The sequence below is a fragment of the Myxacorys chilensis genome (assembly GCF_059505265.1).
The window spans coordinates 1-24,273 of record NZ_JCACKG010000282.1; the positions used below are offsets into that span (position 1 = coordinate 1).

A 24,273-nucleotide genomic window follows, 5' to 3' on the forward strand; every position below is an offset into this window, starting at 1 on the left:
TACGCACAAGGATTAAACGCTTAGCTCGCAAAACGATTTGTTTCTCTAAGTCAATCTGGTTGCACGATGTGGTCATTGGTTTGTTCATCAACCGTTATGAGTTTGGTGTGGATGTCTGATCCTATCCACAGGTCTAGGCCATTACCTTTACCACCATCTGGTACTTGAGAACTTCGCATTAAGTAAGCAGATTCTGACAGTTCATCTAATTCACCGATCAAGTGATAGGAATACGCTTCCAATTCTTCTGGTTCTAGGTCTAACTCTGCTTGATGAATGTCAATTGTAACTTCAATATTGTCAGACATAGAGCAACTATTTCGAGAGAACTCTATACGATTCTAATAGTGGATTGCAGACTGTAGGGGTTTAGTTTTGATCAATATGCTGACTGGTTAGCGCTTCACTAATCGCAGGTTTGATCCGCGTCAATCCAGGTATTGTTGCGTCAACTAGAGGTTTTGTCGCAACAATACCTGGATTGATTCGCGCAAAACCTGATCCTGCCCACGCGATTGGCTTTCGCCAAGTTCCGAAGGATCGCAGGTTTCATCGCAACAAAACCAGATCTGATCGCAACAAAACCTGGTTTCGTTCGGACAAAACTATGTTTCGTTCGGGACAATCATAAGTTTTGTTTGCGTCGAATTAGGTTTCGTCGCGACATTGCTAATACCTATCCATTCCTTCACCGCTTCCTTGTATATCAAATCGATGAAGCATCACCATACAACCTCTAAAGAGTTGTTGCCCCCGCGTTTTCTTTATCGATCCGTTGCCTTTAAGTTTTCGAGAGTCACCCATAGAAAAAAGCTCCCGGAAATCCGAGAGCTTTCAGCTAATCACTCAAAGAGCCCTTACACTATTTGCCAATCACTTTCTTCGCTTCAGCCACTACGTTATCTACAGTGTAGCCAAACTTCTCCATTGCAACGCCGCCCGGAGCCGACACCCCAAAGCGCTCGATGCTAATCATTGAGCCTTCGTTGCCCATGTACTTGTGCCAACCGAAGCTAGACGCCGCTTCCACCACCAGACGCTTTTGGTCCGCCTTCGGGAAAATCGTATTCTTGTACGCTTCGTCTTGCTCCTCGAACAGTTCCCAACAAGGCATCGAAACAACCCGCACCTTGTGACCTTCAGCCCGGAGTTTTTCTGCCGCCTGAACGCAAAGGCTGACTTCGCTACCTGTTCCAACCAGAATGATGTCCGGTAGATCATCGCTGCCAGAGAGAATGTACGCGCCCCGTGCTACAGCGTCGATCGAGCTACCGTCGAGTTGAGGCAACGCTTGGCGAGTCATCGCTAGCAGAGATGGCTGATGGCGACGCTCAATGGCGATTTTGTATGCCCCAGAGGTCTCGTTTCCATCGGCGGGACGGAAGACTAACAGGTTCGGAATCGCCCGCAGGGACGGAATCGTTTCGATCGGTTGGTGCGTCGGACCATCTTCACCCAGCGCTACCGAGTCGTGGGTCATGACGTAAATGACGCCTGCTTGCGAGAGCGCCGATAGACGAATTGCGGCTCTCATGTAGTCCGCAAAGACTAAGAAGGTGGCGCAGTATGGAATCAAGCCAGACTTATCAAGGGCAATCCCGTTACAGATCGCGCCCATACCATGTTCGCGGACGCCAAAACGGAGGTTGCGCCCTTCGTAGCTTCCCTTTTGGAAGTCAGCGTATCCCTTGAGCAGGGTCAAATTGGAGTGAGTCAGGTCAGCCGAACCACCGATTAATTCGGGAACCGCCTGAGCGATCGCATTCAGGGTCTTCTCAGACGTTTGACGAGTTGCTAACGCCTTATCTTCAGGCGTGTAGTGTGGCAAACACTTCTCCCAACCGTCAGGCAGCTTACCGCTCACCCGTCGCTCAAATTCAGCCGCATCTTTCGCATACTTCGACCGATATGTGGCAAGCGCTTCATTCCACTCAGCTTCGTATTTCGCGCCGCGATCAATCGCTTGACGCCACTGATTCAACGCATCTTCGGGAACGGTAAAGGGTTCGTACTCCCAGCCGAGATGGGCGCGGGTTGCTGTGACTTCATCGCCGCCCAAAGCCGCACCGTGAACGCCTGCGGTATTCGCCTTGTTGGGAGAACCGTAGCCAATGGTCGTGCGAACTTTGATCAGCGAAGGCTTGTCGGTGACGCTCTTAGCCGTCTCGATCGCTTGCTGAATTGCGTCTAAATCAGTATCGCCATTGGAGACGACTTGAACGTGCCAGCCATACGCTTCAAAGCGCTTACCGACATCTTCGGTAAACGAAACTGCCGTGTCACCGTCAATCGAAATATGGTTGTCGTCATACAGCGCAATCAGCTTGCCCAAACCCAAGTGACCCGCCAACGAACACGCTTCACCCGAAACGCCTTCCATGTTGCAGCCATCACCCAAAATCACATAGGTATAGTGATCTACGATCGTAGCATCAGGCTTATTAAACGTTGCCGCTAGGTGCGCTTCTGCCATGGCCAAGCCGACACCGTTACAAATGCCCTGTCCGAGCGGACCTGTTGTCACTTCAATTCCTGGCGTTTCAAAGTTCTCTGGGTGTCCAGGTGTCTTTGACCCCAATTGACGAAACTGCTTGATGTCATCCATCGATACGCTGTCAAAGCCTGCCAAGTACATCAGGGCGTACTGAAGCATCGAGCCGTGACCGGCTGATAGAACGAAGCGATCGCGGTTAAACCAATACGGGTTTTTGGGGTTAATCCGCAGAAATTTATTCCACAGCACATAGGACATCGGAGCCGCACCCATAGGTAAACCGGGGTGCCCCGACTTCGCCTTTTCAACGGCATCGATCGCCAGAAAGCGAATCGAATTAATGCAAAGTTCTTCGAGTGATTGGGCTGCAACGACCATGATTCTTTTCTTTAATGTAGGAATGAACGACGGTTTGGCGCTGGACTGAAAAGGGCAGATTCGGCTTGATACTCAGGTCTCTGAACTCAAAACAAAATGCTTACCATAACCATTATGTAGGATAGTAAGCAAAAATACCTAATCAGTTAAAACTATCGGAAGCCATAACTAAACTACAGCTTCCTCATCATCTTAGTCAAAAGGGGGCACTTGAAATGATCTCCCTGATAAAAATCCGGAGGAGGCAGCCGATGATGTTGCTTGCAAAGCTGATAAGTCACAGTTATTGGTTCAATATGATCTCGGCATCTTAGCGCTCAAACAGTACTTCCAAATCATAATAAGCGCTAGCAATACCTTCTCTATTCGCATCCCCGACTTACCCTTCTGATACTTCTTGTACCACTTGCAAATTTGTTCTGCAATCGCGCTCGATCGTGCCGCCCACACCAACAAACGTCCCGACCGTTGCGATCGCTGCTTCCCGTTCATTCTCGCCTATAGGTTCCCAACTCCCACTAATTTCCGGCATCGAAAATAATTCATCTGTAGCTGCAACAGCATCCTCACCTTCTACCGCAATTTGAACTTGCATCGTGTGACTCACGCATCAATGACATATTCTACCGAAACGTAAAACGAAACCAGAGACTAAGCGAAACGAACTCTACAATAAAGCTAACTGAGTGAACGTGAGTACTATGCTTCCACTAGACCTCAAGCAACTTCCAACTAGTGACGAACTGCCCTGCTCAGACGATATTCCTGTGGATAACGAAGACCAAAACTTTCTCCCCAACGTTTTGCTATTTCTTCTCGCCTCCATCTGGGCAGATCGCATGGACTGGTACTTCGGGGCAGACATGGCAATCTATCACACTACAGGCGTCAGCCCTAGAGTTCCAGTTGTTCCCGATGGCTTTCTCAGCATCGGCGTAGAGCGCAAAAAAGGTGGCAAATCTCGCAAAAGCTATGTCCTGTGGGAAGAACAGAATATCTCTCCCATCTTAGTTTTAGAGATGGTTTCCCACATACCGGGCGGAGAATATGACGACAAGCTAGACATCTACACTCGCTTGGGCGTGTTGTACTACGTCATCTACAACCCCGAATTCTGGAAGCGCGACGGACATCAACCCTTCGAGGTCTACAAGTTAGTCAACGGAGTTTATCAGCTTCAAATTGGAGAGCCGTTTTGGATGCCAGAGATTGGCTTAGGCATCAGTCGCGCTCAAGTTGTATTCAGCAACATTCCCCAAGAGCAGTTGGCATGGTATGACAAAGCTGGAACTCGTTACCTAACGGCAGAGGAACGGGCAGACCAAGAGCGACAAGAGAAAGAGCGATTGATCGAGCGACTACGGGCTAAAGGAATCGATCTAGAAGACTTGCTATGACGAATCGAAGGGGGTATTTATCTCCTGAAATCGTTTGAGATCGCTACATGACAGACTGCACGCGATCGCTAACTAACCACCCGCAATTCGTAATCAAGCACTTGCGATCGCAAACCAACCACTGGCAGTTGGTCATCAAACACCTGCGATCACAAACCAACCACTAGCGATCGTAAACCAACCACTAGTGATCGGTAACTAACCGCAAGCAATCCGTAAAAAGCGGATTCTCTCAGTTGGATTGCCGAGGCATTTAGTTAAGTTAAGCAATGCAGAGCAAGGGAGACAATTCCTCTTCCAAGCACTCGACAGTGCCAATTCTCTCCGTTCGATTGCCGAAGCATACCTGAAATTATGCGATCGCCCTCAAGTGAAAACTATCCCATCGATGCAATCAACAGTGCAGAAGCCTCTCAAAGTTCTGATTTCCTCGTTGATAAGCCCTCCAACGGTGTTGCCCAACTTCATGCAGAACTTAGCAACCGGGGTGAAGCCCTCCACCTAGCCCCTCTGCCAGAAACTACGAACATCCGCCGATTCCCTTCACCAAAACATCACGATTCTTTGCGGACTTTGCTGACTGAGATCCAGCCGCATCTGAGCCAAACTTGGCATATCCAACCCAAAGACCGACGAAAAGCGCAACCCGCACAACTCGCCCCAACCCGCTTGCGGTGTTCAGCCTCAACCTCGGTGGATAGTACTGTCATCCAGGAGCGTATCTCTCATGTCTCGTCAAAAGAAAACGGCTCACGTTGCCGAAAAAATAGAACATCGGTTAGCCGGATTAAAAGCGATCGACCCAAATTTGGATCTTGGAGAAGGCTGTAGCGTCATCGCCATTCAAAGCACCGTTGAACAACTGCGGAATCAGGTCAACGCCTATAACGATGCCTTAGCCGTGATCGATTCAACGCAAATCAACATCCAAAATCTGGAAAAGCAACTCAATCAGTTGGGCCAAAAAGCGATGTTAGGCATTGCCTTCAAGTATGGCAAGGATAGTGATCAGTATCGCTTAGCAGGTGGAACCCCAACGAGTGAAGTCGTTCGCAAGGGAATCGCCACCCGTTTAAAATCGAAGCCACAAGCGGAAGCGAACGAGCAGAACTAATCGATAAATTCTTGGCATTGGTAGATTCCTTGATCACCCTGGCTTTTGCACAAAGCCAGGTTTTTTTATGCTCAAAAAGAAGCGATCGCAGGATGTGAGGTAGACCCATCCCCTGCGATCGCTACATTAAACCTACCTAATCCGTTAACGCACAAACTTCTTGAACGCCAACGTCACATTATGTCCACCAAATCCAAACGAGTTGGACAGCGCCACATCGACCTGCAAAGCACGACTCTGATTCGGCACATAGTCCAAATCACATTCAGGGTCGGCCTCAACGAAGTTGATCGTCGGAGGAACCCGATCGTTCGCGATCGCCAGCGCTGTTGCCACCCCTTCAATGCCACCCGAACCACCAAGTAAATGACCTGTCATCGATTTAGTCGAGCTAACAGCAATCTTATAGGCATGGTCGCCCAATGCCGTTTTAATCGCTGCCGTCTCGTTTGGATCGTTAACGGGCGTACTCGTCCCGTGAGCATTAACATAGCTAACTTGCTCAGGCGACAGCCCAGCATCTTTCATCGCTAACTGCATCGCTCTCGCCGCCTGCACCCCACCTGGAAGCTGACCCGTCATGTGAAACGCATCGCACGTCACGCCATAACCCACGATTTCGGCATAAATTTTTGCCCCACGAGCCAAGGCATGTTCCATTTCCTCTAGCAGAAGGATTCCAGCACCTTCACCCAGCACAAAGCCATCGCGATCTTTATCAAACGGGCGACTAGCGTGAGTCGGATCGTCATTGCGAAACGAGAGCGCTCGACAGGCGGCAAAGCCTGCCACCGAAAGCGGAGTCACCGCTGCTTCCGTGCCACCACAAATCATTGCTTGAGCGTAGCCGTGCTGAATCCATCGGAACGCATCCCCGATCGCATTTGACCCTGCCGCACACGCCGTCACTGAACAGGAATTCGGACCTTTTGCCCCAATGTGAATCGCGGTTAAACCAGCCGCCATGTTCGCGATCATCATCGGAATCATAAACGGACTACAGCGATCGGGGCCTTTGGTGAGGTTGACTTCCTGCTGATCTTCCAGCACCTTCAAACCGCCAATTCCAGTTCCAATTAGAACGCCCACCTGTTCAGCGTTCAAATCATTAATTGTGAACTGAGCATCTTCTAAAGCTTGCTTACTTGCTGCTACCGCAAGCTGGGCAAAGCGATCCATTCGCTTCGCATCTTTGCGATCGAGGTAAACGTGAGGATCAAACCCCTTCACTTCTGCCGCAAAGCGACAATCGTGGCGCGACGCATCGAACAGTGTAATCGGCGCAACGCCGTTCCGTCCGCTCATCAACCCGTCCCAATAATCAGCCAGCGTATTGCCAATCGGTGTGATTGCACCAAGCCCCGTGACAACAACGCGCTTATTCACAGAATTTGTCATGATTTCCACTCGGAGGGGTTTTACCCCCAAAAACAATGAGGTTAGACGGGGGCTAAAGGCGATAGGCGATGACTCGCTCTTTCGATGCTTTGCGAATCGAACTGCCTACCGCCCACAAATTAAGCAGAAGCAGTAACCTTGTTGCTAATGTAGTCAACCGCCGCTTGAACGGTGGCAATTTCTTCAGCCGCTTCGTCTGGAATTTCAATATCAAACTCTTCTTCTAGAGCCATGACCAGTTCAACGGTGTCGAGTGAGTCTGCGCCCAAATCATTCGCAAAGTTTGCTTCAGGAACAACTTTTCCAGACTCGACGCCGAGTTGATCGGTCACGATCTTTTTTACTTTCTCAAAAATTTCAGTCTCGCTCATAGGTTCCTCAACTGGTTGCAGCAGCGATAAATTTCGCTATATCTAAGGTCTCATGCTTGCGATCGCATTGTTTACAACGTTTCGATAAGCATTGCTGCCAACAATACGATTTTAAGCATCTCTTCATCTTATCGGAAAGCGTCGTCGGCAGATTATAGACAAGGAGGTAAGGAGAAGGGATGAAAGATGAGGGATGAGTGATGAAAGGTAAGATTGAGCCTTTTCAAATCAGCGTTTCTACTTGCTTCGAGAAGAGAAATAAATAAACTATAAGTAAGTCTAAGAAATAATGCTTACACCCATTGCCGATCGTAATCACTAAGCAAATTTAAATTAGGATCAATCTCTAGGGTCATTGTGAGGGGCTACAGTTTAGCTTGCTTCATCCCTCATCCCCCATCCCTCATCCCTCATTCTTCCTCCCATGTCCTCCAGAACACTAAAATACGCTTATTTTCCCGGTTGTGTCGCTCAAGGAGCTTGCCGGGAGCTAGATCAATCTACCAAAGCGCTAACGCGATCGCTCGGCATTGACCTGCTTGAACTCAAGAAAGCGTCATGCTGCGGTTCCGGCACGTTCAAAGAAGATTCTCAGCTTCTCGAAGACACCGTGAACGCTCGCAACATTGCTTTGGCAGAAGAATTAAATTTGCCGTTGCTGACGCATTGCAGCACTTGCCAAGGCGTGATTGGTAATGTTCATGAACGGCTGAAAGAATCGCAAACTAGCGATCCTGCCTATATTGAGCAGATCAATGGCTTCCTTAAGAAAGAAGGCTGTTCTCCCTATAAAGGCAGCAGCGACGTGAAACATTTGCTTTGGGCTTTAGTAGCAGACTATGGACTAGAGGAAATCTCTAAAAAAGTCACTCGCAAACTCTCTGGCTTGAACTGTGCGGCGTTCTACGGCTGCTACTTATTGCGCGGACAAGCCCATCCTTACGATGATCCGTTCAATCCAAAGTCAATGGAGAACTTGTTTGAGGCGGTGGGTGCAACTCCAGTACTCTACCGTGGACGAACGCAATGCTGCGGTTGGCCGCTTTCGAGCTATGCCACAGATCAGTCGTTTAAAATGGCGGGAATGCATATTAGAGATGCGATCGCCTCGGGTGCAGATTGTATGGTTACGCCTTGTCCCTTATGCCACTTGAATTTGGACTCTCGCCAACCTGAAGTCGAAAAAGTGATCGACGAAAAACTCGGCTTACCAGTGCTGCATCTGCCGCAATTGGTGGCGCTGGCGTTAGGGGTCAGCCCAAAAGATTTGGGACTCGATCGACATATTGTTTCCACTCGCCCCGTTTTAGAGAAATTGGGATTGTCAAGCTAGAGCGATCGAGGTTAGATGTCTTGAGCGTCATCATGGGGTGAGAGCGCGTCCACCACTTGCTTCACAATTTTGGGATGGAGAATTTTGCCAGAATGAAAGGGAATGACAACTCGTTCTGTATTCCTCATATAGATACGATGACTCCCTTTACTTCTAACGAGAACAAAACCAGCAGCAAACACTAATTTTTCGGCTTCTTGAGCCGTCAAACGAGGAAGTTTAGGCAACCTGTACCTCGACGGTCATGGTCAAAATTTCTTGGCTTAGGAGGGTTTGTTTTTCTTCATCTGAAAGCGTCTCGATATACAACTCGATCGCCTCATGTATATTGGCTTTAACTTCTTCTAACGACTCACCCTGCGTCTGGCAGCCTTTTAGTTCTGGGCAATATGCGTAATAGCCATATTCATCTTTCTCAATCACAGCACTGACTTTGTAGGACATAGGTGTTAGTGTTTTTCGTACTGCTTTGATCGTAATGCTAAAGACTCTGAACGACGCGATCGGCCTTGCAAGCTCTGAAGGATCGCACGCTCAAATCATCATTTCTCCCGTCCGACGTAACGCAATTTAAACTTTTGCAACTGTCTCACAGCGTGCGATCACCCTCTAGAGTAAACTGAGCATTGATTCTGAGATTTAGCGGTTTTTAACCTTTAGATCGAGGGACTACAGATATTGCAAAACATAAAGCGCACTAATCTGGAGCCTTTCATAACATGTCGCATACAGTCAAAATCTATGACACCTGCATCGGATGCACTCAGTGCGTCCGGGCTTGTCCTACAGACGTTCTGGAGATGGTTCCTTGGGATGGCTGTCGGGCGGGTCAAATTGCATCCTCGCCCAGAACCGAAGATTGTGTTGGTTGCAAACGTTGCGAGACGGCTTGCCCAACCGACTTCCTTAGCATCCGGGTTTACCTGGGTTCTGAAACCACTCGCAGTATGGGTCTGGCTTACTAAGCCAAGCTTCATACAGCAATCATTTTCATTCATGTGGGTTCAAAGTTTATTGGAGGCAGCAATAGCCTCCTTTTTTTGTGATTTGGTTTTTTTGTGAATTTGGGAGTAGAACAAAATTCAAACCTTGCAATTGAAGAGATAATCAAGTTTTTGTAATGCTTCTGTCTGATTGGAATCTGGCGACCATTATATGAGTCAGGCTACAGTAGCGGTTACGATCACCATCGAGCAAGGAGTGAACGTTAGATGTGCGGAATTGTCGGCTATATCGGAACAAAAGAAGCAAGCGGCATTTTGTTGGAAGGGTTACGGAAACTAGAATATCGGGGCTACGATTCTGCGGGAATTGCCACGGTTCTTGAAGGCGAAATTCACTGCGTGCGGGCAAAAGGCAAACTGCACAATCTCGAAGAAAAATTGGTAGGTGAAACGAATCCGGCTCGGCTTGGCATTGCTCATACTCGATGGGCTACCCACGGCAAACCTGAGGAATATAATGCCCATCCTCATATGGACATGGCAAAGCGGATTGCCGTGATTCAAAACGGAATTATTGAAAACTACCGAGAGCTGCGCGAAGAGTTGAAAAGCCGTGGCTGTGAATTTCGTTCCGACACCGATACCGAAGTGATTCCTCACTTAATTGCCGAAGAACTGAGCAAGGCAGAACAAGTTGCAGAAGATCCGTTGATAGAAGCGGTGCGGCAAGTAGTGCGAAAGCTACGAGGCGCGTTTGCGATCGCCGTCATTTGCGCTGACTATCCGGATGAGCTAATTGTCGCTCGCCAGCAAGCTCCCGTCGTTCTCGGCTTCGGGGAAGGAGAATTCTACTGCGCCTCTGATACCCCTGCACTCATTCCTTACACTCGCGCCATTCTCAACCTCGAAAATGGCGAACTGGCCCGCATGACTCCGCTCGGCGTTGAAATTTACAGCTTTGGAGGACAACGCCTCAAAAAGGCTCCGCGGACTCTGGACGTGAACCCGGTCATGGTCGAGAAACAAGGGTTTAAACACTACATGCTCAAAGAAATTTATGAGCAGCCGGGAGTGGTGCGATCGTGTCTAGAAGCGTATGTCAACAGCGCTTGGACGGCGGCAGATCATAAACATTCTCCTATCCGATTTGATCTGCCTCAGTCGTGGTACAGGAATTTGCAACACGTCCAAATTGTGGCCTGTGGAACAAGCTGGCACGCTGGACTCGTAGGTAAATATTTGCTAGAGCAGTTAGCAGATGTTCCGACCACAATTCACTATGCATCAGAATTTCGATACGCGCCTGCTCCACTAGTTCCTCACACGCTGACGATCGGCGTGACTCAGTCGGGTGAAACGGCTGACACCTTAGCCGCGCTTGAAATGGAAAAAGCTCGACGAGACAATAAATCGGAAGAGTTTGAAGCGCGTCTCCTCGGAATTACCAACCGTCCTGAAAGCTCCCTCGGTCAATTGGTTTCTAATATCATCGATACCCATGCTGGTATCGAAATTGGAGTGGCCGCAACAAAAACCTTTGTTGCGCAACTGATGGCATTTTATGCGCTGGCTATTGACATTGCGTTCCACCGTCAAACGATCGCGCCTCAACAAATTGAAGCATTACTGACAGGTTTAAGTCAGCTTCCGGCTCAGATTGAACTGATTTTAGAAAGTCAAGAGCGCTACATCGAAGAACTTGCTCATGATTTTGCAGAAACTCAGGACTTTATCTTTTTAGGACGGGGTATTAACTTTCCGATCGCGCTAGAAGGAGCGCTAAAGCTGAAAGAAATCAGCTACATTCATGCGGAAGGCTATCCTGCTGGAGAGATGAAACATGGCCCGATCGCGCTGTTAGATGCTAAGGTTCCGGTGGTTGCGATCGCTATGCCAGGACCTGTCTTTGAGAAGGTTCTCTCCAATGCTCAAGAAGCTAGAGCGCGCGATGCTCGTCTAATCGGAGTAACGCCTATGGATGAACAAGACGCTGCCGATACGTTTGATACCCTAATTCCGGTTCCACACATTGATGAAATTCTGTCGCCGATTCTGACGGTGATTCCGCTACAGTTACTGGCATATCATATTGCCGCACGACGCGGTCTAGATGTAGATCAGCCTCGTAATCTAGCGAAATCAGTGACGGTCGAGTAATCGAACTTGTTGTAAACCGAAATTGTAAACCGCAAATAAAGTTGTTTACTAGCAAATAGAGTCTTATACTGCAAAACAAAGTCCTATACTAGCGAATAAAGTCTTATACTCGAGCCTAGGGCTTTATTTGCTAGTAGAGTGTCTCTCTACGTCTAGAGTTGGTAAATTCGCTGGACGGCGTTATCAAATGGCTAAGCGTAGTCGCAGTATCGATCAGCAGAAAATTGAAAAACGATTGAAGGACGGTCGGGGCGAGGGTAAAGGAGTTGCCTATCAACCTTGGCTGCGAATTCAGGATGTTCCTTCCCGAGGATTAGCTAGCCGGGTCAAAGGCTGGAAGACCGGGAGAGAGCATCACTTGATGAGCAACCTGGAAACCAGTTATCTCTTTGTCTTAGATTGGTCACAATCAGTGTTGGATATCCGGGAGCAGTTTCCCTTACTGCCATTAGAGGAAACTCAGGAAATTGCAGAGCAGTGCGGTTTTATCCATCCGACCGATCCAAAAACTCAGCAATCTGTGGTGATGACCACGGATTTTTTGATCACCTTAAAGCAGAGCGAGCATGAGGTAGAGCACGCTCGTGCCATCAAACCTGCTGTTGAGCTTCAATCGCAACGCACTTTAGAAAAGCTGGAGATTGAGCGACGTTACTGGGAACGCCGGAACATAGATTGGGGGCTTGTCACCGAGCAAGAAATTCCTAAAACCCTGGTTGAAAATCTCAAATGGCTGCGCTCCTGTTACCAGCTTGAAGACTTAGCTCCCTTAACTCAAGCTGACATCACACGCATCGAAGCTGTTCTAACGCCACAAGTGATTCAAGGCGAAACACCGCTGACTAAAATTACTAATGGTTGTGATGACCATTTGGGGTTATCTTCTGGAACGAGTCTATCGGTTGTGCGTTACTTAATTGCCAATCGACAATGGCAAATTGACATGAGCGAGCGTATCCAACCCAGCAAGAAACTTAATCTCCTTTCTGTCCCATTAGCAGAGTCATACCAGGAGATAGGAGGCGTAGGATGAAGCTCTTTGTGAACATGTTGCTTGAATGGCAAAGTGATACTGAAGCTTCGCGTATTGAGCGATTACTTTGGATTGATCCTTCCTATACAGATGTAGCCACAATTGAACTACTGAACCCCAAAGCACTTCCTGTTTGGCAGAAATGTAAAGACTTAGAAGAGGCGCTCGCCGCACGACAAGCTCATGTTTTGGAAATAGACCCTTATGCCTCTCTCCTAAAGCCTGAAGATACTATTCCTGCGAAACATCGGGAGCGCCGAGACCAAGCATGGGAGATCATTGCCCCTCTTGTAGAGAATAAGGATGGGCGCATCTTCTTCTCCCATGGTCGTGGAGCACTTTTGAACGCCTGGGCTGAAAAGACAGGCTGCACAAAAATGACCCTGTACAGGTATCTCAGACGTTACTGGCAAGGAGGGCAGACAAGAAATGCTCTCTTGCCTCTTTTTAGTAAATGCGGTGCTCCAGGGAAAGAACGTCAAAGCCATGGGAAGAAACGAGGACGCCCAAGCAGAATCAGCACAGTTACTCAAATGCCAGTAGGAGTGAATGTCGATGACAAGGTACGAGAGAAGTTTAGTCGAGGTATTCGCCAATTTTATGAAAATGCTCAGGGACGGACGCTTCAGGATGCATTTCAGAAAACACTTGAGAAGTATTTTCATAAAGGCTACACGCTTTCCCCTGATGAAGTCTTGATTCCTTGCCTGCCACCAGCCCATGAGTTACCGACTTTTGGGCAATTTCGTTACTGGTATGAGAAGGCACGAGATGCAACCCACGCTCTCACCTCAAGAGAAGGAAAACGCCGTTATAATCTGCGCCACCGAGAGGTACTGGGGGATTCAACTCAGATGGCTTTCGGTCCAGGCTCCATCTATCAAATTGATGCCACGATTGGAGACATTTATCTAGTTAGTTCGCTCGATCGCACTCGTATTATTGGTCGGCCTGTCATCTATATTCTGATCGATGTTTTTAGTCGCATGATTACTGGGTTGAGTGTCACTTTAGAAGGTCCAAGTTGGCTAGGGGCAATGCAGGCATTAGAAAATGCAGCGTTGGATAAAGTTGCGTTCTGCCAAGGATACGGAGTTGAGATTACGGAAGAAGACTGGCCCTGCCATCATTTACCGGAGATCATTCTGGCAGACCGAGGAGAGTTAGAGGGCTATAACGCTGATAACCTCGTCAAAGCTTTGAATGTGAGCGTTTCCAATACTCCTCCCTACCGAGCAGACTGGAAAGCAATCGTAGAGCGAAACTTTCGCTTGAGTAATGACAAAGTCATTCATTGGGCCCCAGGAGCTGTTTATAAACCTCGTGAACGTGGAGATAATGACTACCGCTTTAAGGCTGGTTTGGATTTGCATCAATTCCGGAAGCTGATGATTCTTGCGATTTTAGACCATAACCAAGAGCACCGAATGGATTGGTATCGCATGGATGAATTTATGATTCAGGAGCATGTTGAACCATATCCTCTGGATCTATGGAATTGGGGAATTCGTAATCGGGCAGGGCATTTGAGGGTTAAGTCCCGCGATATTTTGCGCTTGAACCTTTTACCTACTGAGCAGGCTTCTGTTACCTATCGTGGTATCCGTTTCCAGGGCTTATTTTACTCTTGCGATTTGGCTTTACGAGAGCAGTGGTTTGTACGCGCTAGAGAACGAGGAGGTTGGAAGATTGATGTGGCTTATGATCCCCGTCGTATCACTGATATCTATTTGCGTCTTGATGCAGGGCAGCGTCTGGAGTGTTGCCAGTTAATTGATGCTGAAGATACTTTCCGAGAACGAGATTTGTATGAAACTCTTGACTATATTGAAATCCGCAAGCAACAAAAGGAGTTATCTAGAAGCCGAAAGCAGCAATCTAGTGCTGCTCTGAATGCTCAAATGGAGCAGATTATTAATGAAGGTAAGGAACAAACTTCTACTGCTTTAGAGCAGGCAACAGGGCAGAGTAAGCGATCGCGCATCAAAGGCATCCGTCAGAACCGTAAAGAAGAACGCGAAATGGAGCGCAAAGCCCAAACTTGGCAATTGGGAGAAAAGTCGCTTTCTGATCATTCTGACAAGGTAATTCCTCTAATTGTGCCAGCTGAAGATTCAGAACCAGAACTACCTAGCGATGCTGAAGAGCCTCAGCATGAAGCTTCAGCCACTGAGCCAATAGATAATCAAGAAGACTCAACCCATGTTCCTCAATCCCAACTAATCGACAAACTGCATAAACTACGTCCAAAAATGTGGAGCGACGATGAGTAGTCAACACATTCCATCTCTTTTAGTAAGCAAGGGCAGAACGGAACAGGCAACTTACCTTGATCCTATCATTCCGAATTACCGAGGTAATCCCTTAATTGAAGCTCTTCCTCCCATCTTGACGCAGGATGCTGCTGCTGAATATCTTGCATTCTATCCAGATTATGACAAAGAGCATCGCAGTATGCCTGCTTATCTTCGGCTGCATTTGATTCAAAATACATTGCAGTTTTTTGCTCCTTTACCGATTCATTTTGACCTAGAACAACGGTTTTCTCGCATGATTCGGTTAGGATACCAGGCCCGAAACCCTTCAATTATAGGGTTTTGGGAAGATGTGCAGTCGCGGGTTCAATCTTTAGGCATGACTCGCCAATCCCCCCGTTCAACTGCAACAGGGTTTACCATTATTGGGATTAGTGGAGTTGGTAAGACCACGTCGATAGAAGCAATTCTGTCACTATACCCACAAGTTATTCTTCACAACCACTATCGAGATCGCGATTTCAATTTCACCCAAATTGTCTGGCTTAAGCTAGACTGCCCATTCGACGGTTCGATCAAGGGCTTATGCTTAAACTTTTTCCAAGCGGTGGATGACCTGCTTGGAACTCGTTACTACGCCAATTATGCGGGTGGTCGTAAAACAGTGGATGAATTGCTGCCACGAATGGCACGGGTAGCTTCTCTTCACTCGATTGGTGTTCTGGTTATTGATGAAATTCAGCACCTTAGTCAAGCTAAAAGTGGTGGTTCCAGCAAAATGCTGAATTTTTTCGTTCAGTTAATCAACACGATCGGGTTACCAGTCGTGCTTGTCGGTACCTATAAAGCAATCTCTGTTCTTAGTGGAGAGTTTCGACAGACTCGAAGAGGAACAGGACAGGGTGATCTCGTTTGGGACAGGATGAAGAATGACGATGATTGGCAATGGTTCGTGAAGTGTTTATGGGGATACCAGTATGTTAAGAAGCAATCTCGCTCGACACAAGAACTGCGCGATGCGTTGTATGAGGTGACGCAAGGTATTACTGACTTCGCCATCAAGGTCTACATGTTGGCTCAGATTCGAGCAATCGCAAGTGGAGAAGAGGTTGTAACCGAACAAGGAATTCGATCAGCAGCTAAAGAGAGCCTACGAATGGCATACCCTATTCTGCAAGCCTTGAAAAACAAAGATACTCGGATTCTTGCCAGTGTTGAGGATGCTCATCCCATTAATATCGATCAGTTTTTACAGGATGTCCAAAACCAATTAAATAAAGCTGAACAACAACAAGCGTTAGCTAACACACGTACAACCAATTTCAACAAACAATCATCACCAGTCGCGCTTAACTCAACAGAATCGCAAAGAGTGCCTACTGAAACCGTCAAAAAAGGTTCTGGAAGGCGCAAGAAAACTGCTCCCTTGGAAGGAAGTTTACCTGAGATTGCAGCATCGGGAGAAAAGCAAAAGCTTAGTGCCTATGAAGCCCTTCGGCAGGCAGGACTCATTCGCCCGGCTACTGAGTACCTACTGGAGGAGGTATCCTGATGATTGGCTGCTTTCCCGATTCTTATCCGGATGAGTTGCTTTATAGCATTTGTGCCCGTTTTCATGAGCGGGTGCAGTATCCCAATAAGAAGGGAACTATGCGGGAGCTGTTTGGGAATGAGGCAGCGATCGCAGTTGTTGATTTACCCAGTAATCTTTGCAGTCTTAGCTCAGCGTTACCACTTGGTAACTTATATACGGTTGAACGCCTAATTAATAATCATACGCTCTTCCCGTTCTTCGCGCCTTTCTTGCATCCCCAACAGGCTCAACAGCTTTGGGCTGATATGGAAGGGGCACGAGGACCCGCTATCAAAATGCGCTCTGGTGTGATGGCAAGTACCGTTCAACCTCCAGAGTGGCTCAAGTTTTGTCCCCTTTGTGTACAGCAAGATAAACACGCATTCGGCGAGTACTACTGGCGTCGTCTTCACCAGTTATCCGGAGTCGAGGTTTGCCCTAAACACAATGTTCGTCTACTGAATAGCCAAGTTCGGATTCAAAATCCTCAAACTCGTCATGAGTTTGTTGCAGCAGAGCAGGGAATTCAACTGCCAAAGTCACGCTCATTCAGCTTGCTGCATCCTCACCATGAGATTCTACTGAAAATAGCTCAGGATGCTGCTTGGCTGCTAAAACAGACTACTTCCCCACCCGGATTAGATGTTCTGTCAAAACGCTATCGTCAGCTTCTTGCAGAGCGAGGTCTTGCCACCTATAGCGGTAGAGTGCGGGTTAGTGAATTACTCAAGGAGTTTTGTCAGTTCTATCCAAATGATCTCTTACAAAGCCTTCAGTGCGAAATTGACACTGAAAGCCAACATAGCTGGTTGTTGCGGCTAGTACGATCGCCCAAAGGGTCTCAGCATCCCTTACATCACCTGTTGTTGATTCAATTCCTAAGCTACACAGCCGAGGCATCCTTCCAGCTTCCCTATCAATTCAAACCTTTTGGTAAAGGTCCCTGGCTTTGCTTGAATCAAGCTGCTCCTCATTTTCATCAACCCGTAATTCAAGATTGTGAAATCACTTACAGCCAGGAACACGGCAAACCCATAGGCACATTCCATTGCTCTTGCGGTTTCATCTACTGCCGTACTGGACCGGATAAGACTCAAGAGGATCAGTTCCGTATTACAAAGGTTCGAGACTTTGGCTCGATTTGGAAAGATAAGCTAAAACAACTGTGGGCAGACTCAACAGTTAGTCTGCGAGGAATAGCGCGGCAGCTTGGAGTTGATCCAACTACTGTCAAGCTGCATGCCGCTGCACTAGAATTATCTCTCCCACGCCAGAGCAAGCGGCAGACTAACAGAAGTAATCGGGTGCTTGTTTCTTCCTCAAAGATTCGGGAAAAAGTTTCAGAGGCCGCCTTGGAAAGCTACAGAGCAGAATGGCTAGCTGCGCGAAGAGACAGTCCTGCGTTAGGGAGAACTGTGTTGAAGAATCAATTTCAGAGAGTCTACATATGGCTTCGACGCAATGATCCTGAATGGCTGGAAGCTAACATGCCACCCAAAAAACAGGTAGCTTCACCCTTCCTGCGGGTTAACTGGGAGAACCGAGATGTTGAACTTGCAGAAGCAGTGAAACTTGCTTCTGCTAACTTATACAATCTGGCAGGGCGACCGCGTCAAGTAACAGCTACAGCGATCTCCAGGGAGCTTGGACAACTGGCACTGATCCAAAAGCACTCTGATAAACTTCCTTGTACATCAAAGGCATTAAGTGAGCTAGCTGAAACCCGTGAATCATTTGCTCTTCGCCGCGTCCAATGGGTTCTAGACTGCTGTATGCAAGAAGGAGTTTGTCCTCCAAGATGGCGATTTATCCGTCGAGCAGGTCTACGCCCAGAGATCGAATTGCTGCCCTCAGTAGAAAATGCTATCAGTAAAGCACTGGTAATTTTAGAACAAATCCCGTTTCAGCATAGCAGAGATTGTCCGTCTCAACGAACGGCTCTTTGATGATGATGAATAAGCGCCTCTTTAGTAGTTAGGATCTACAAGCTTTCCCAATTCACAAAGTAACAATAGCTGTTGCTAGAATAGAGATGCTGCGAAATGGCTCCGAAAAATGCTTGAAATACTGTAGATACAAAGTAAATTCTTACACTAGGTATCTGCTCATATCCTTTGTTGCTTGCGTCGTTGTATTTGAAAGGCTGCTACTTTAATTGCGAGGAGTACGGCGACGCAATCTCCTCCTGGGGCTTATATAGGCACTGAGTCGCATGGGTCTTCGATCAAGTGTTTCCAATGCTGCTCGTGTCTCCCTGAAATTCAGAGCCAGTAGCTGCTCAAAGATTTGTAGACCAGTCTTGCGGTACAAGTGTTGACGGTGTAATTTGATAGCGATCGTGGTTAGACTTTCAGCAATGAGTGCTGTTGCTCGTACTGGATTGCTGAGTTCTGCTCCAATGCCAACTAGACTCTCACAAACTTCTGCAACAACTTCAGGATGAGTCTCTACTAGTTCTTCGGCTTCAATGATTTCAGTCAGGTCATTAGCGGCTTCCAGAAGTACACCTTGATTCTTGCAAGTGGCTTGAATAACTTTCAACATTCCACTATTCAACTCGAAATGGTCACGGCTACAGCGGAAAACGCTTGCCACAGCGTGCTGAGTAGATGTGGTAGGGGAAGACGCAAGGGCATGGAGAATCTCTGCTGCGATTGCCCTGCATTTACGTTGAACCCACAGATGACTTGCTGCGTGAGCAAGCCCGCAAAGGATTGCTTCATTATCCTGAGTTGCAAGGTGAGCGCGCATTCGATTAACTGACCATTCATCCTGATATTGCAGGTATTGAATCAGTAATAATTCACCATACGCTTGTTGGGAAAAGTTTGAGGTGTTAGTCTGAAGCATCTCTAACCAACCCTGCACGGTTTCCTTGGGCTCAAACCAACCAATCGTGTGTGAGATAAAGTACAGCGCCCAAGCGTACTGAAGAACCTCTGGACAATTACGAATAACTTCATCAAAAAGTTTGGTCGCTTCAGTGCGATCACCATTTAGCAAAGGTGGCATTCGTGACAGTATATCGGCCCACACTGCTGGATGAGGTTCTATACCCAGTTGTGATCGGATAAATCTTGCCCAACCCTCTAAGTCTGAGGGATTTTGCCTAAGATATCCCTCAGCGATTGCCCGCACAATATTGCCCCTACCACTGGGCAATATATGAGAACCGCCGATACCAAAGAGAATGGGTGATTTTAGGTCAGAGCGCTGTTCTTCTTTGCTCCTATAGTAGGCTAACTCTAGTTCGGAATGGTTGAATAACCAGCCCTGAAGCAACGATAAAATGGATTGTGGCAAACCTTGATTCCGCTCTGCAATCTTTTCTAAGGCATGAGCGGCTTCAGAGCGAAAGCCTTCTGAAACAAAGCCCTGCTGATTAAGTTTCTCAACGATACGGATTATGTCATTCGCTGGAAAGTCAGTTTCAGCCAAATCTTCCACTGCATTACCCACATAGCTTTCATGCCGCTGAGGCTCTAGTTGTGGAAGGATGCGAATGAATCTGGCTGGATCATTCTTCACCAGTTCACCGAACTCGCGAGACTGCTGAATCGCTCCGCCTGCGCGTGAGATATCCTCCTTCGACCAGATGCCAAGAGGATTATCCCATGCTGTCTCGTCGGGTAATTCATTGAATAAGTTGATCAAATTTTCATCAGAAGCCTGCGACATCTCGTCTTTGGTCATACGAGGACCGACAAACCCACCTGTGATAACGCCGCTTTTCTGATGTAAGTCAAACCAGGGGAGTGCACGTTCCTCCTCCTCTTTCAACCGCTTTGTCCCAGGACTCAAATACTCCTCAGGGATAGCTTTTAGAAGAGACAATCGATGTTCACGGTTGTATTTCAGACATCTACGACGAAACTCTGCATCCCTATCCTCTCTGAGCTGCCAGTAGGTAAACTCTCGAATTGCCTGCTCAAGCCGCGCTCTATCCTCTAGTTGTAAGTGAGGAAAGATAGCCGCAATCAATTTTTTTGTTTCTCGATGGCAATCGCCATCCATCTGGCTACCCAACCTAAACCGTCTTGGATCTACCAGCAGGTAATCCAAAACAATGACAGGCTCCTCTGTAGCGACTATTTCCAATCCACTCGCTAACAGCCGATGAACAACTAATAAATCTGAATCTGTGTTTTGCCCAACCAACTGAAGGAAAGCCGTTTTATCTCGTTTGGCTAACTCGGTAATAGCTGTAAGCAATGCCTGAATTACTTCACTCCCGGAAAAGTTAAAATCTCTAACCCAATCCCAGCGGTAACTAATAGTAACGGGGTTTGTATCATAGGCAAGTTGTTGAATGAGATCAACAAACCATGACCAGATCGATGCTAAAAAGCTTTGTGGGTTAACTTCAGCAAATTTCTCAATTTCGTAAAAATCGCTTTCACTTTCCAGTATTGCCTTTAAGGGATTGAGGGGGTTGTGCTTATAGGCATGAAATGAGCGTTCGCCTTCATTAGCATCCGCTGGTAATTCTGGAGGTGGCACTCTAGTGGCTTTAAGTGCCTGAGTTAGTCGGTATTCTAAATGAGCATGAATAACTCTTGCAGTGCAATCAGGTAAAGCCTCAGCTATCCTTTCCGCTATCGCAGCAACATCATGCCATCCGATATTGGAGCGTTGAATGACCTGTTGTGTCAACCAGACCCTTTCGGAGGTCCACTGGCTGATATTCCAGATTACTCGAATACATAAGAAATCGTAGGCTTGCTCATTTAGCCAATACTCTTCTAGCAATCCCCAAACATCTTCGGCGGCAAAACTAGCGGCGGCTGTGAGGATTGGATAGCAGTAGACCGACTGTTCGGTTGGTCTTTCCAACCACTGCCTGAATTCGGAGCGATCGCGCAACCTTCTGAACCAGCCCGGACTACCAATCACGGCATCCAAAACTTTGATTGCCTCTGTTTCTGAATTCAGCAAGGGAATGAGCAAGCCTGCTTCAACAGGATCAGGATTAGGTTGTGCCCCCACAAACTCAATCAGCAAAGTACGGATGTGAGATCTGACTTGTTTGGCAGTGTTAAGAAGAATTTGTAGTTGTCGTTGGTACTGCTGAGGCGCGGTTCCCCGTAAATAGTTGAGGCTCCTCAGTAAAATTGGTCGAATGAAAAGGCCATCCTGGCGTTCTAGAACAAAGTCAGCCAATGATTTGGAGCCACGGGCAAAGGCTCGTGCTAAGGTGTGATCATAGAAAGTTTGATGGCAGAAACCCAGTGTTGAGTTTTCCTGGCTGGTCATCAAAATTCCAGCCCGCTCCAGAGTACGGCAAATTTCAGGATTTTCATCAGCGATTGAGGATGGTAGCCACAGCGTTTCTTCCTCTGTCATGCGTTCAGCGAGTCGAGTTAGAAAAGCAATTAGTTGTTGCGCTTCAGGTTCACTGTTGATCCGAACTTCCCACAGCCGATCTAGCAATTTTGGAAAAGATTCAAACGCTTCACCAGGTTTGGCGATTTTCAGAAAAATCTTCAAATGCAAAGGATTTTCCAGCAGTTCACGTAACGGCTCTCCTATACGATTTGGATCGTGCTGTTCCTGCTCCAGAAGTGGAGAGATCTGTTCCCATGTTGGTAGATGGAGATCCAAGCGTTCAAAGTAATCAAGCCGAGCAAACTGGGTTCCATGACGAAACTCAAATTCACGGCAGGTTGCCACAATATGAACATTTTCAGTACCAGCAAGGGATTGAATCAATGACAATAAAACACTTAATCGTCCTGGTTGGCGATCCAGCAGTTCTGAAACTGCATCCAGTTGATCAATCAGAAGAATAATCTTTTCTGTATTTGCGATCGCTTTTATTGCATCCTTTGGATACCTGCTTAACTCAAGAGCGTGCTGTAAGTCTTCGGCTGTGTTAATCGTATTGCTGAGAAAATCAGCCTTAATTGCTAGTAGGGAATACTTTTCTTCTAGTGCCCAATGTCCCAAACTTGCCATTAGCGCTGATTTACCGCAACCAGGAGAACCAAGGACAATTGTTGTAGAAGACGCTTTTGTTTCAATGTGGTTGGTCAGTTGAGCTAGCTCAGGACGAGTAATTTGTTGGTTGTCACCGAGTGTTGTCCTCCAATTCAACAAACCTTGTGAGGCATTCAGTAGTTCCTCTTTCAAACTATTCAGGCTATCCTGACTTAGAAAAAACTGCTGATGATCGCGTGGTGCTAATGTCCGTAGCTTGCCTAACTCTGGTTTACAGGTTCTAGGTTGATTGGTTAGACGACGGTAGAGCAACTCATAGCCATCTGCGGTGTTTAGCCTGTAGTTGGTTGCACTGCGAAGAGGACTAGAGATAAAATTGTCATCCTCTGAAGTCAAGGTAATGGGAATGAATTTTGAATTCTGCCCTTGGGTATCGTAAAGCTCCTGAATAATCACGCCGCCTTCCCAGGTCACTCCCTTACCTTTACCAACCTCCTCACGCCCTCGAAAACGGCGATCATAGTGTTCCGTACAGGCAACCAGCACAAAGTTCGATATCTCAACCTGGTTCAGCATCCAACGCTGCCAGCCCTCAGCAGGTGATTCCTCGTACTGGTCAATCGTGCAGTCAATCCCATCCTCTCGCAAACGATCAGCCAGAGCTAATACCCGATCCTTGTGCTCCTGAGAATCATGGCTGTAACTAATGAGAACTTTTGGCGATGGAGAATCAAGATTCATTTTCAACAAAGCAATTTTTCGAGATTTTTTATCAATGCTGGATAAATTGATCTCAAAAGATAAGGAATCTGCTTAATATCACAATGACTACAAGTGTTAGGTAAAAAGGATAAATTGAGAAGGAGATGAAGGCTTTGGCTGTTGCTGCACCAGACTTAAATGGCTCTGTGTGAAGTAATGGAGGAAGGTCTCCTGGTTTCCTTCTCACCATTCTTCGAGGTGATACAAGGAATAATTCTTCGGGTACTGCTTGACCTGCATGCATCCGTTTTACGAAACTATTGTACGTTGCTCTAAATCCTTGCTCTAAACCCAAATAGTAGGCATCTAAAAAACTTAGAACGATAACGGGTAGGAGGGCAATCCAGGCATAATTAGTCTTGTCCTTATTAGTAATTACAACAAAGAGCGCAGATACCAAGGTGATACACAATGTTTTGCAACTTGAACTATTGGTTGCCATACGATTGATTACGCTCTGCAAAGTGGTGAGGTAGTTTTGCACAGCAGTAGAATCCGGTGAAACTTTTGTAGGTATTTGCGATTCTGAGTTGCTCACTTATTTTGCTACTGCTCTTGCAGCTCGTTCAATCCATGTACTGAAGTTATTGTAGCCGCGATCGTAAATCCAATCATAAGTTGGATAAATTTGCGAAAAATAGATTTGTCTTCCGTTGGCAGCCGTGGTGTAGAAGTTGTCGAAAGGATTGTAGCCGGACGGATCAGGGGGCTGATTCATGCTCTGGATATTGTGAATATAGATGCCTAACATACCGTTACCCCGCTCGAAGCTCTTTTCAATCTCGTACTTTACCCACGGTCGAGCGGCAGTTTCTGCACCAATCAGCACGACAGTAACTGAAGTTCCCCTAAGACCTGCGTTGATCATTCGCTTGATTGCCAAGTCACCTTCCTTCTTGACAGTCTCCCAAAGGGAGTGATCCCAGTAGCCTGCTGAGTTATAGCCACCTTTGGTCATAGCGTGGTTGCGGACAATATTCACTCGAAATATGTCTCGTTGGTAGTGAAAGCTGAAAAATACGCTTCTTGGCATCTCAACTGTTATCAGTTCTGTAGTACTAATGACTTGATGAGTATAGCCGTAACTCTACGGTTACAGGTGTCGAATTCTACAAAATCTTTATTCC

At 47.1% G+C, this 24,273-nt stretch carries 20 protein-coding genes; 10 read left to right on the forward strand and 10 right to left on the reverse strand.

The features are described from left to right. On the forward strand, positions 1–119 hold a 119-nt coding region (locus AC5JLB_RS28620), incomplete at its 5' end, for an IS1 family transposase (RefSeq protein ID WP_495877256.1). Positions 120–862: 743 nt separating this feature from the next. Here the strand turns inward: AC5JLB_RS28620 and tkt are convergent. Continuing rightward, positions 863–2,872 carry a transketolase gene (gene tkt, locus AC5JLB_RS28625; protein WP_495877233.1) on the reverse strand — a complete coding sequence of 670 codons (2,010 nt, stop codon included), beginning with the start codon at positions 2,870–2,872 and terminating at the stop codon, positions 863–865. 379 nt (positions 2,873–3,251) lie between these two features. Then, positions 3,252–3,467 carry a hypothetical protein gene (locus AC5JLB_RS28630; RefSeq protein ID WP_495877234.1) on the reverse strand — a complete coding sequence of 72 codons (216 nt, stop codon included), beginning with the start codon at positions 3,465–3,467 and terminating at the stop codon, positions 3,252–3,254. Between the two features lie 106 nt (positions 3,468–3,573). Between AC5JLB_RS28630 and AC5JLB_RS28635 the strand changes: the two genes are divergently transcribed. Beyond that, the gene (locus AC5JLB_RS28635; RefSeq protein ID WP_495877257.1) at positions 3,574–4,269 is read left to right on the forward strand and encodes a Uma2 family endonuclease; all 696 of its coding nucleotides are present in this window, start codon (positions 3,574–3,576) and stop codon (positions 4,267–4,269) included. A gap of 520 nt (positions 4,270–4,789) precedes the next feature. Here the strand turns inward: AC5JLB_RS28635 and AC5JLB_RS28640 are convergent. Further along, positions 4,790–4,957 carry a hypothetical protein gene (locus AC5JLB_RS28640; protein ID WP_495877235.1) on the reverse strand — a complete coding sequence of 56 codons (168 nt, stop codon included), beginning with the start codon at positions 4,955–4,957 and terminating at the stop codon, positions 4,790–4,792. A gap of 39 nt (positions 4,958–4,996) precedes the next feature. On the opposite strand from AC5JLB_RS28640, the gene AC5JLB_RS28645 reads away from it, so the two are divergent. After that, a complete protein-coding gene (locus AC5JLB_RS28645; protein WP_495877236.1) occupies positions 4,997–5,383 on the forward strand; it encodes a hypothetical protein in 387 nt (128 codons plus the stop codon). A 144-nt stretch (positions 5,384–5,527) separates the two neighbouring features. Here the strand turns inward: AC5JLB_RS28645 and fabF are convergent, their stop codons facing one another. Continuing rightward, positions 5,528–6,781: a beta-ketoacyl-ACP synthase II gene (fabF, locus tag AC5JLB_RS28650; protein ID WP_495877237.1), complete on the reverse strand. Its 1,254-nt coding sequence runs from the start codon at positions 6,779–6,781 to the stop codon at positions 5,528–5,530. A gap of 119 nt (positions 6,782–6,900) precedes the next feature. Then, entirely contained in the window at positions 6,901–7,152 is a 252-nt protein-coding gene (gene acpP, locus AC5JLB_RS28655; RefSeq protein ID WP_495697207.1) for an acyl carrier protein, read from the reverse strand. Between the two features lie 424 nt (positions 7,153–7,576). Between acpP and AC5JLB_RS28660 the strand changes: the two genes are divergently transcribed. Then, a complete protein-coding gene (locus AC5JLB_RS28660; protein ID WP_495877238.1) occupies positions 7,577–8,485 on the forward strand; it encodes a CoB--CoM heterodisulfide reductase iron-sulfur subunit B family protein in 909 nt (302 codons plus the stop codon). Positions 8,486–8,496: 11 nt separating this feature from the next. Here the strand turns inward: AC5JLB_RS28660 and AC5JLB_RS28665 are convergent, their stop codons facing one another. Both AC5JLB_RS28665 and AC5JLB_RS28670 read right to left on the reverse strand, forming a co-directional pair. Further along, positions 8,497–8,712 carry a type II toxin-antitoxin system HicA family toxin gene (locus tag AC5JLB_RS28665; RefSeq protein WP_495877239.1) on the reverse strand — a complete coding sequence of 72 codons (216 nt, stop codon included), beginning with the start codon at positions 8,710–8,712 and terminating at the stop codon, positions 8,497–8,499. Continuing rightward, positions 8,705–8,929 carry a type II toxin-antitoxin system HicB family antitoxin gene (locus AC5JLB_RS28670; protein WP_495697210.1) on the reverse strand — a complete coding sequence of 75 codons (225 nt, stop codon included), beginning with the start codon at positions 8,927–8,929 and terminating at the stop codon, positions 8,705–8,707. The genes AC5JLB_RS28665 and AC5JLB_RS28670 overlap by 8 nt, the downstream gene beginning before the upstream one ends. Positions 8,930–9,204: 275 nt before the next feature. On the opposite strand from AC5JLB_RS28670, the gene psaC reads away from it, so the two are divergent. The 6 genes from psaC (at position 9,205) to AC5JLB_RS28700 (ending at position 18,393) form a co-directional block, all read left to right on the forward strand. After that, positions 9,205–9,450, forward strand: coding sequence for a photosystem I iron-sulfur center protein PsaC (gene psaC, locus AC5JLB_RS28675; RefSeq protein WP_495697211.1), 246 nt, complete (start codon positions 9,205–9,207; stop codon positions 9,448–9,450). 246 nt (positions 9,451–9,696) lie between these two features. Beyond that, positions 9,697–11,586 carry a glutamine--fructose-6-phosphate transaminase (isomerizing) gene (glmS, locus tag AC5JLB_RS28680; RefSeq protein ID WP_495877240.1) on the forward strand — a complete coding sequence of 630 codons (1,890 nt, stop codon included), beginning with the start codon at positions 9,697–9,699 and terminating at the stop codon, positions 11,584–11,586. Between the two features lie 187 nt (positions 11,587–11,773). Continuing rightward, positions 11,774–12,619, forward strand: coding sequence for a TnsA endonuclease N-terminal domain-containing protein (locus AC5JLB_RS28685; RefSeq protein ID WP_495877241.1), 846 nt, complete (start codon positions 11,774–11,776; stop codon positions 12,617–12,619). Then, positions 12,616–14,892, forward strand: coding sequence for a TnsB C-terminal domain-containing protein (locus tag AC5JLB_RS28690; protein ID WP_495877242.1), 2,277 nt, complete (start codon positions 12,616–12,618; stop codon positions 14,890–14,892). The genes AC5JLB_RS28685 and AC5JLB_RS28690 overlap by 4 nt, the downstream gene beginning before the upstream one ends. Next, entirely contained in the window at positions 14,885–16,426 is a 1,542-nt protein-coding gene (locus AC5JLB_RS28695) for an ATP-binding protein (RefSeq protein WP_495877243.1), read from the forward strand. Before AC5JLB_RS28690 ends, AC5JLB_RS28695 begins: the two co-directional genes overlap by 8 nt. After that, complete coding sequence (locus tag AC5JLB_RS28700) at positions 16,426–18,393, forward strand: TnsD family transposase (protein WP_495877244.1); 1,968 nt, start codon at positions 16,426–16,428, stop codon at positions 18,391–18,393. The genes AC5JLB_RS28695 and AC5JLB_RS28700 overlap by 1 nt, the downstream gene beginning before the upstream one ends. A gap of 205 nt (positions 18,394–18,598) precedes the next feature. Here AC5JLB_RS28700 and AC5JLB_RS28705 read toward each other — a convergent pair whose 3' ends face one another. From AC5JLB_RS28705 to AC5JLB_RS28715, 3 genes are read right to left on the reverse strand one after another with little or no spacing between them, the layout of a single operon-like run. Continuing rightward, positions 18,599–23,125: an SEFIR domain-containing protein gene (locus AC5JLB_RS28705; RefSeq protein WP_495877245.1), complete on the reverse strand. Its 4,527-nt coding sequence runs from the start codon at positions 23,123–23,125 to the stop codon at positions 18,599–18,601. A 52-nt stretch (positions 23,126–23,177) separates the two neighbouring features. Continuing rightward, a complete protein-coding gene (locus tag AC5JLB_RS28710) occupies positions 23,178–23,684 on the reverse strand; it encodes a hypothetical protein (RefSeq protein WP_495877246.1) in 507 nt (168 codons plus the stop codon). Further along, positions 23,685–24,179: a TIR domain-containing protein gene (locus AC5JLB_RS28715; protein ID WP_495877247.1), complete on the reverse strand. Its 495-nt coding sequence runs from the start codon at positions 24,177–24,179 to the stop codon at positions 23,685–23,687. Positions 24,180–24,273: the final 94 nt, after the last annotated feature.

Coding starts and splice junctions, on each gene's coding strand:
- tkt (WP_495877233.1), bottom strand. CDS start 2,872: ATGGTCGTTGCAGCCCAATCACTCGAAGAACTTTGCATTAATTCGATT.
- AC5JLB_RS28630 (WP_495877234.1), bottom strand. CDS start 3,467: ATGCAAGTTCAAATTGCGGTAGAAGGTGAGGATGCTGTTGCAGCTACA.
- AC5JLB_RS28635 (WP_495877257.1), top strand. CDS start 3,574: ATGCTTCCACTAGACCTCAAGCAACTTCCAACTAGTGACGAACTGCCC.
- AC5JLB_RS28645 (WP_495877236.1), top strand. CDS start 4,997: ATGTCTCGTCAAAAGAAAACGGCTCACGTTGCCGAAAAAATAGAACAT.
- fabF (WP_495877237.1), bottom strand. CDS start 6,781: ATGACAAATTCTGTGAATAAGCGCGTTGTTGTCACGGGGCTTGGTGCA.
- acpP (WP_495697207.1), bottom strand. CDS start 7,152: ATGAGCGAGACTGAAATTTTTGAGAAAGTAAAAAAGATCGTGACCGAT.
- AC5JLB_RS28660 (WP_495877238.1), top strand. CDS start 7,577: ATGTCCTCCAGAACACTAAAATACGCTTATTTTCCCGGTTGTGTCGCT.
- AC5JLB_RS28670 (WP_495697210.1), bottom strand. CDS start 8,929: ATGTCCTACAAAGTCAGTGCTGTGATTGAGAAAGATGAATATGGCTAT.
- psaC (WP_495697211.1), top strand. CDS start 9,205: ATGTCGCATACAGTCAAAATCTATGACACCTGCATCGGATGCACTCAG.
- glmS (WP_495877240.1), top strand. CDS start 9,697: ATGTGCGGAATTGTCGGCTATATCGGAACAAAAGAAGCAAGCGGCATT.
- AC5JLB_RS28685 (WP_495877241.1), top strand. CDS start 11,774: ATGGCTAAGCGTAGTCGCAGTATCGATCAGCAGAAAATTGAAAAACGA.
- AC5JLB_RS28690 (WP_495877242.1), top strand. CDS start 12,616: ATGAAGCTCTTTGTGAACATGTTGCTTGAATGGCAAAGTGATACTGAA.
- AC5JLB_RS28695 (WP_495877243.1), top strand. CDS start 14,885: ATGAGTAGTCAACACATTCCATCTCTTTTAGTAAGCAAGGGCAGAACG.
- AC5JLB_RS28700 (WP_495877244.1), top strand. CDS start 16,426: ATGATTGGCTGCTTTCCCGATTCTTATCCGGATGAGTTGCTTTATAGC.
- AC5JLB_RS28705 (WP_495877245.1), bottom strand. CDS start 23,125: ATGAATCTTGATTCTCCATCGCCAAAAGTTCTCATTAGTTACAGCCAT.
- AC5JLB_RS28715 (WP_495877247.1), bottom strand. CDS start 24,179: ATGCCAAGAAGCGTATTTTTCAGCTTTCACTACCAACGAGACATATTT.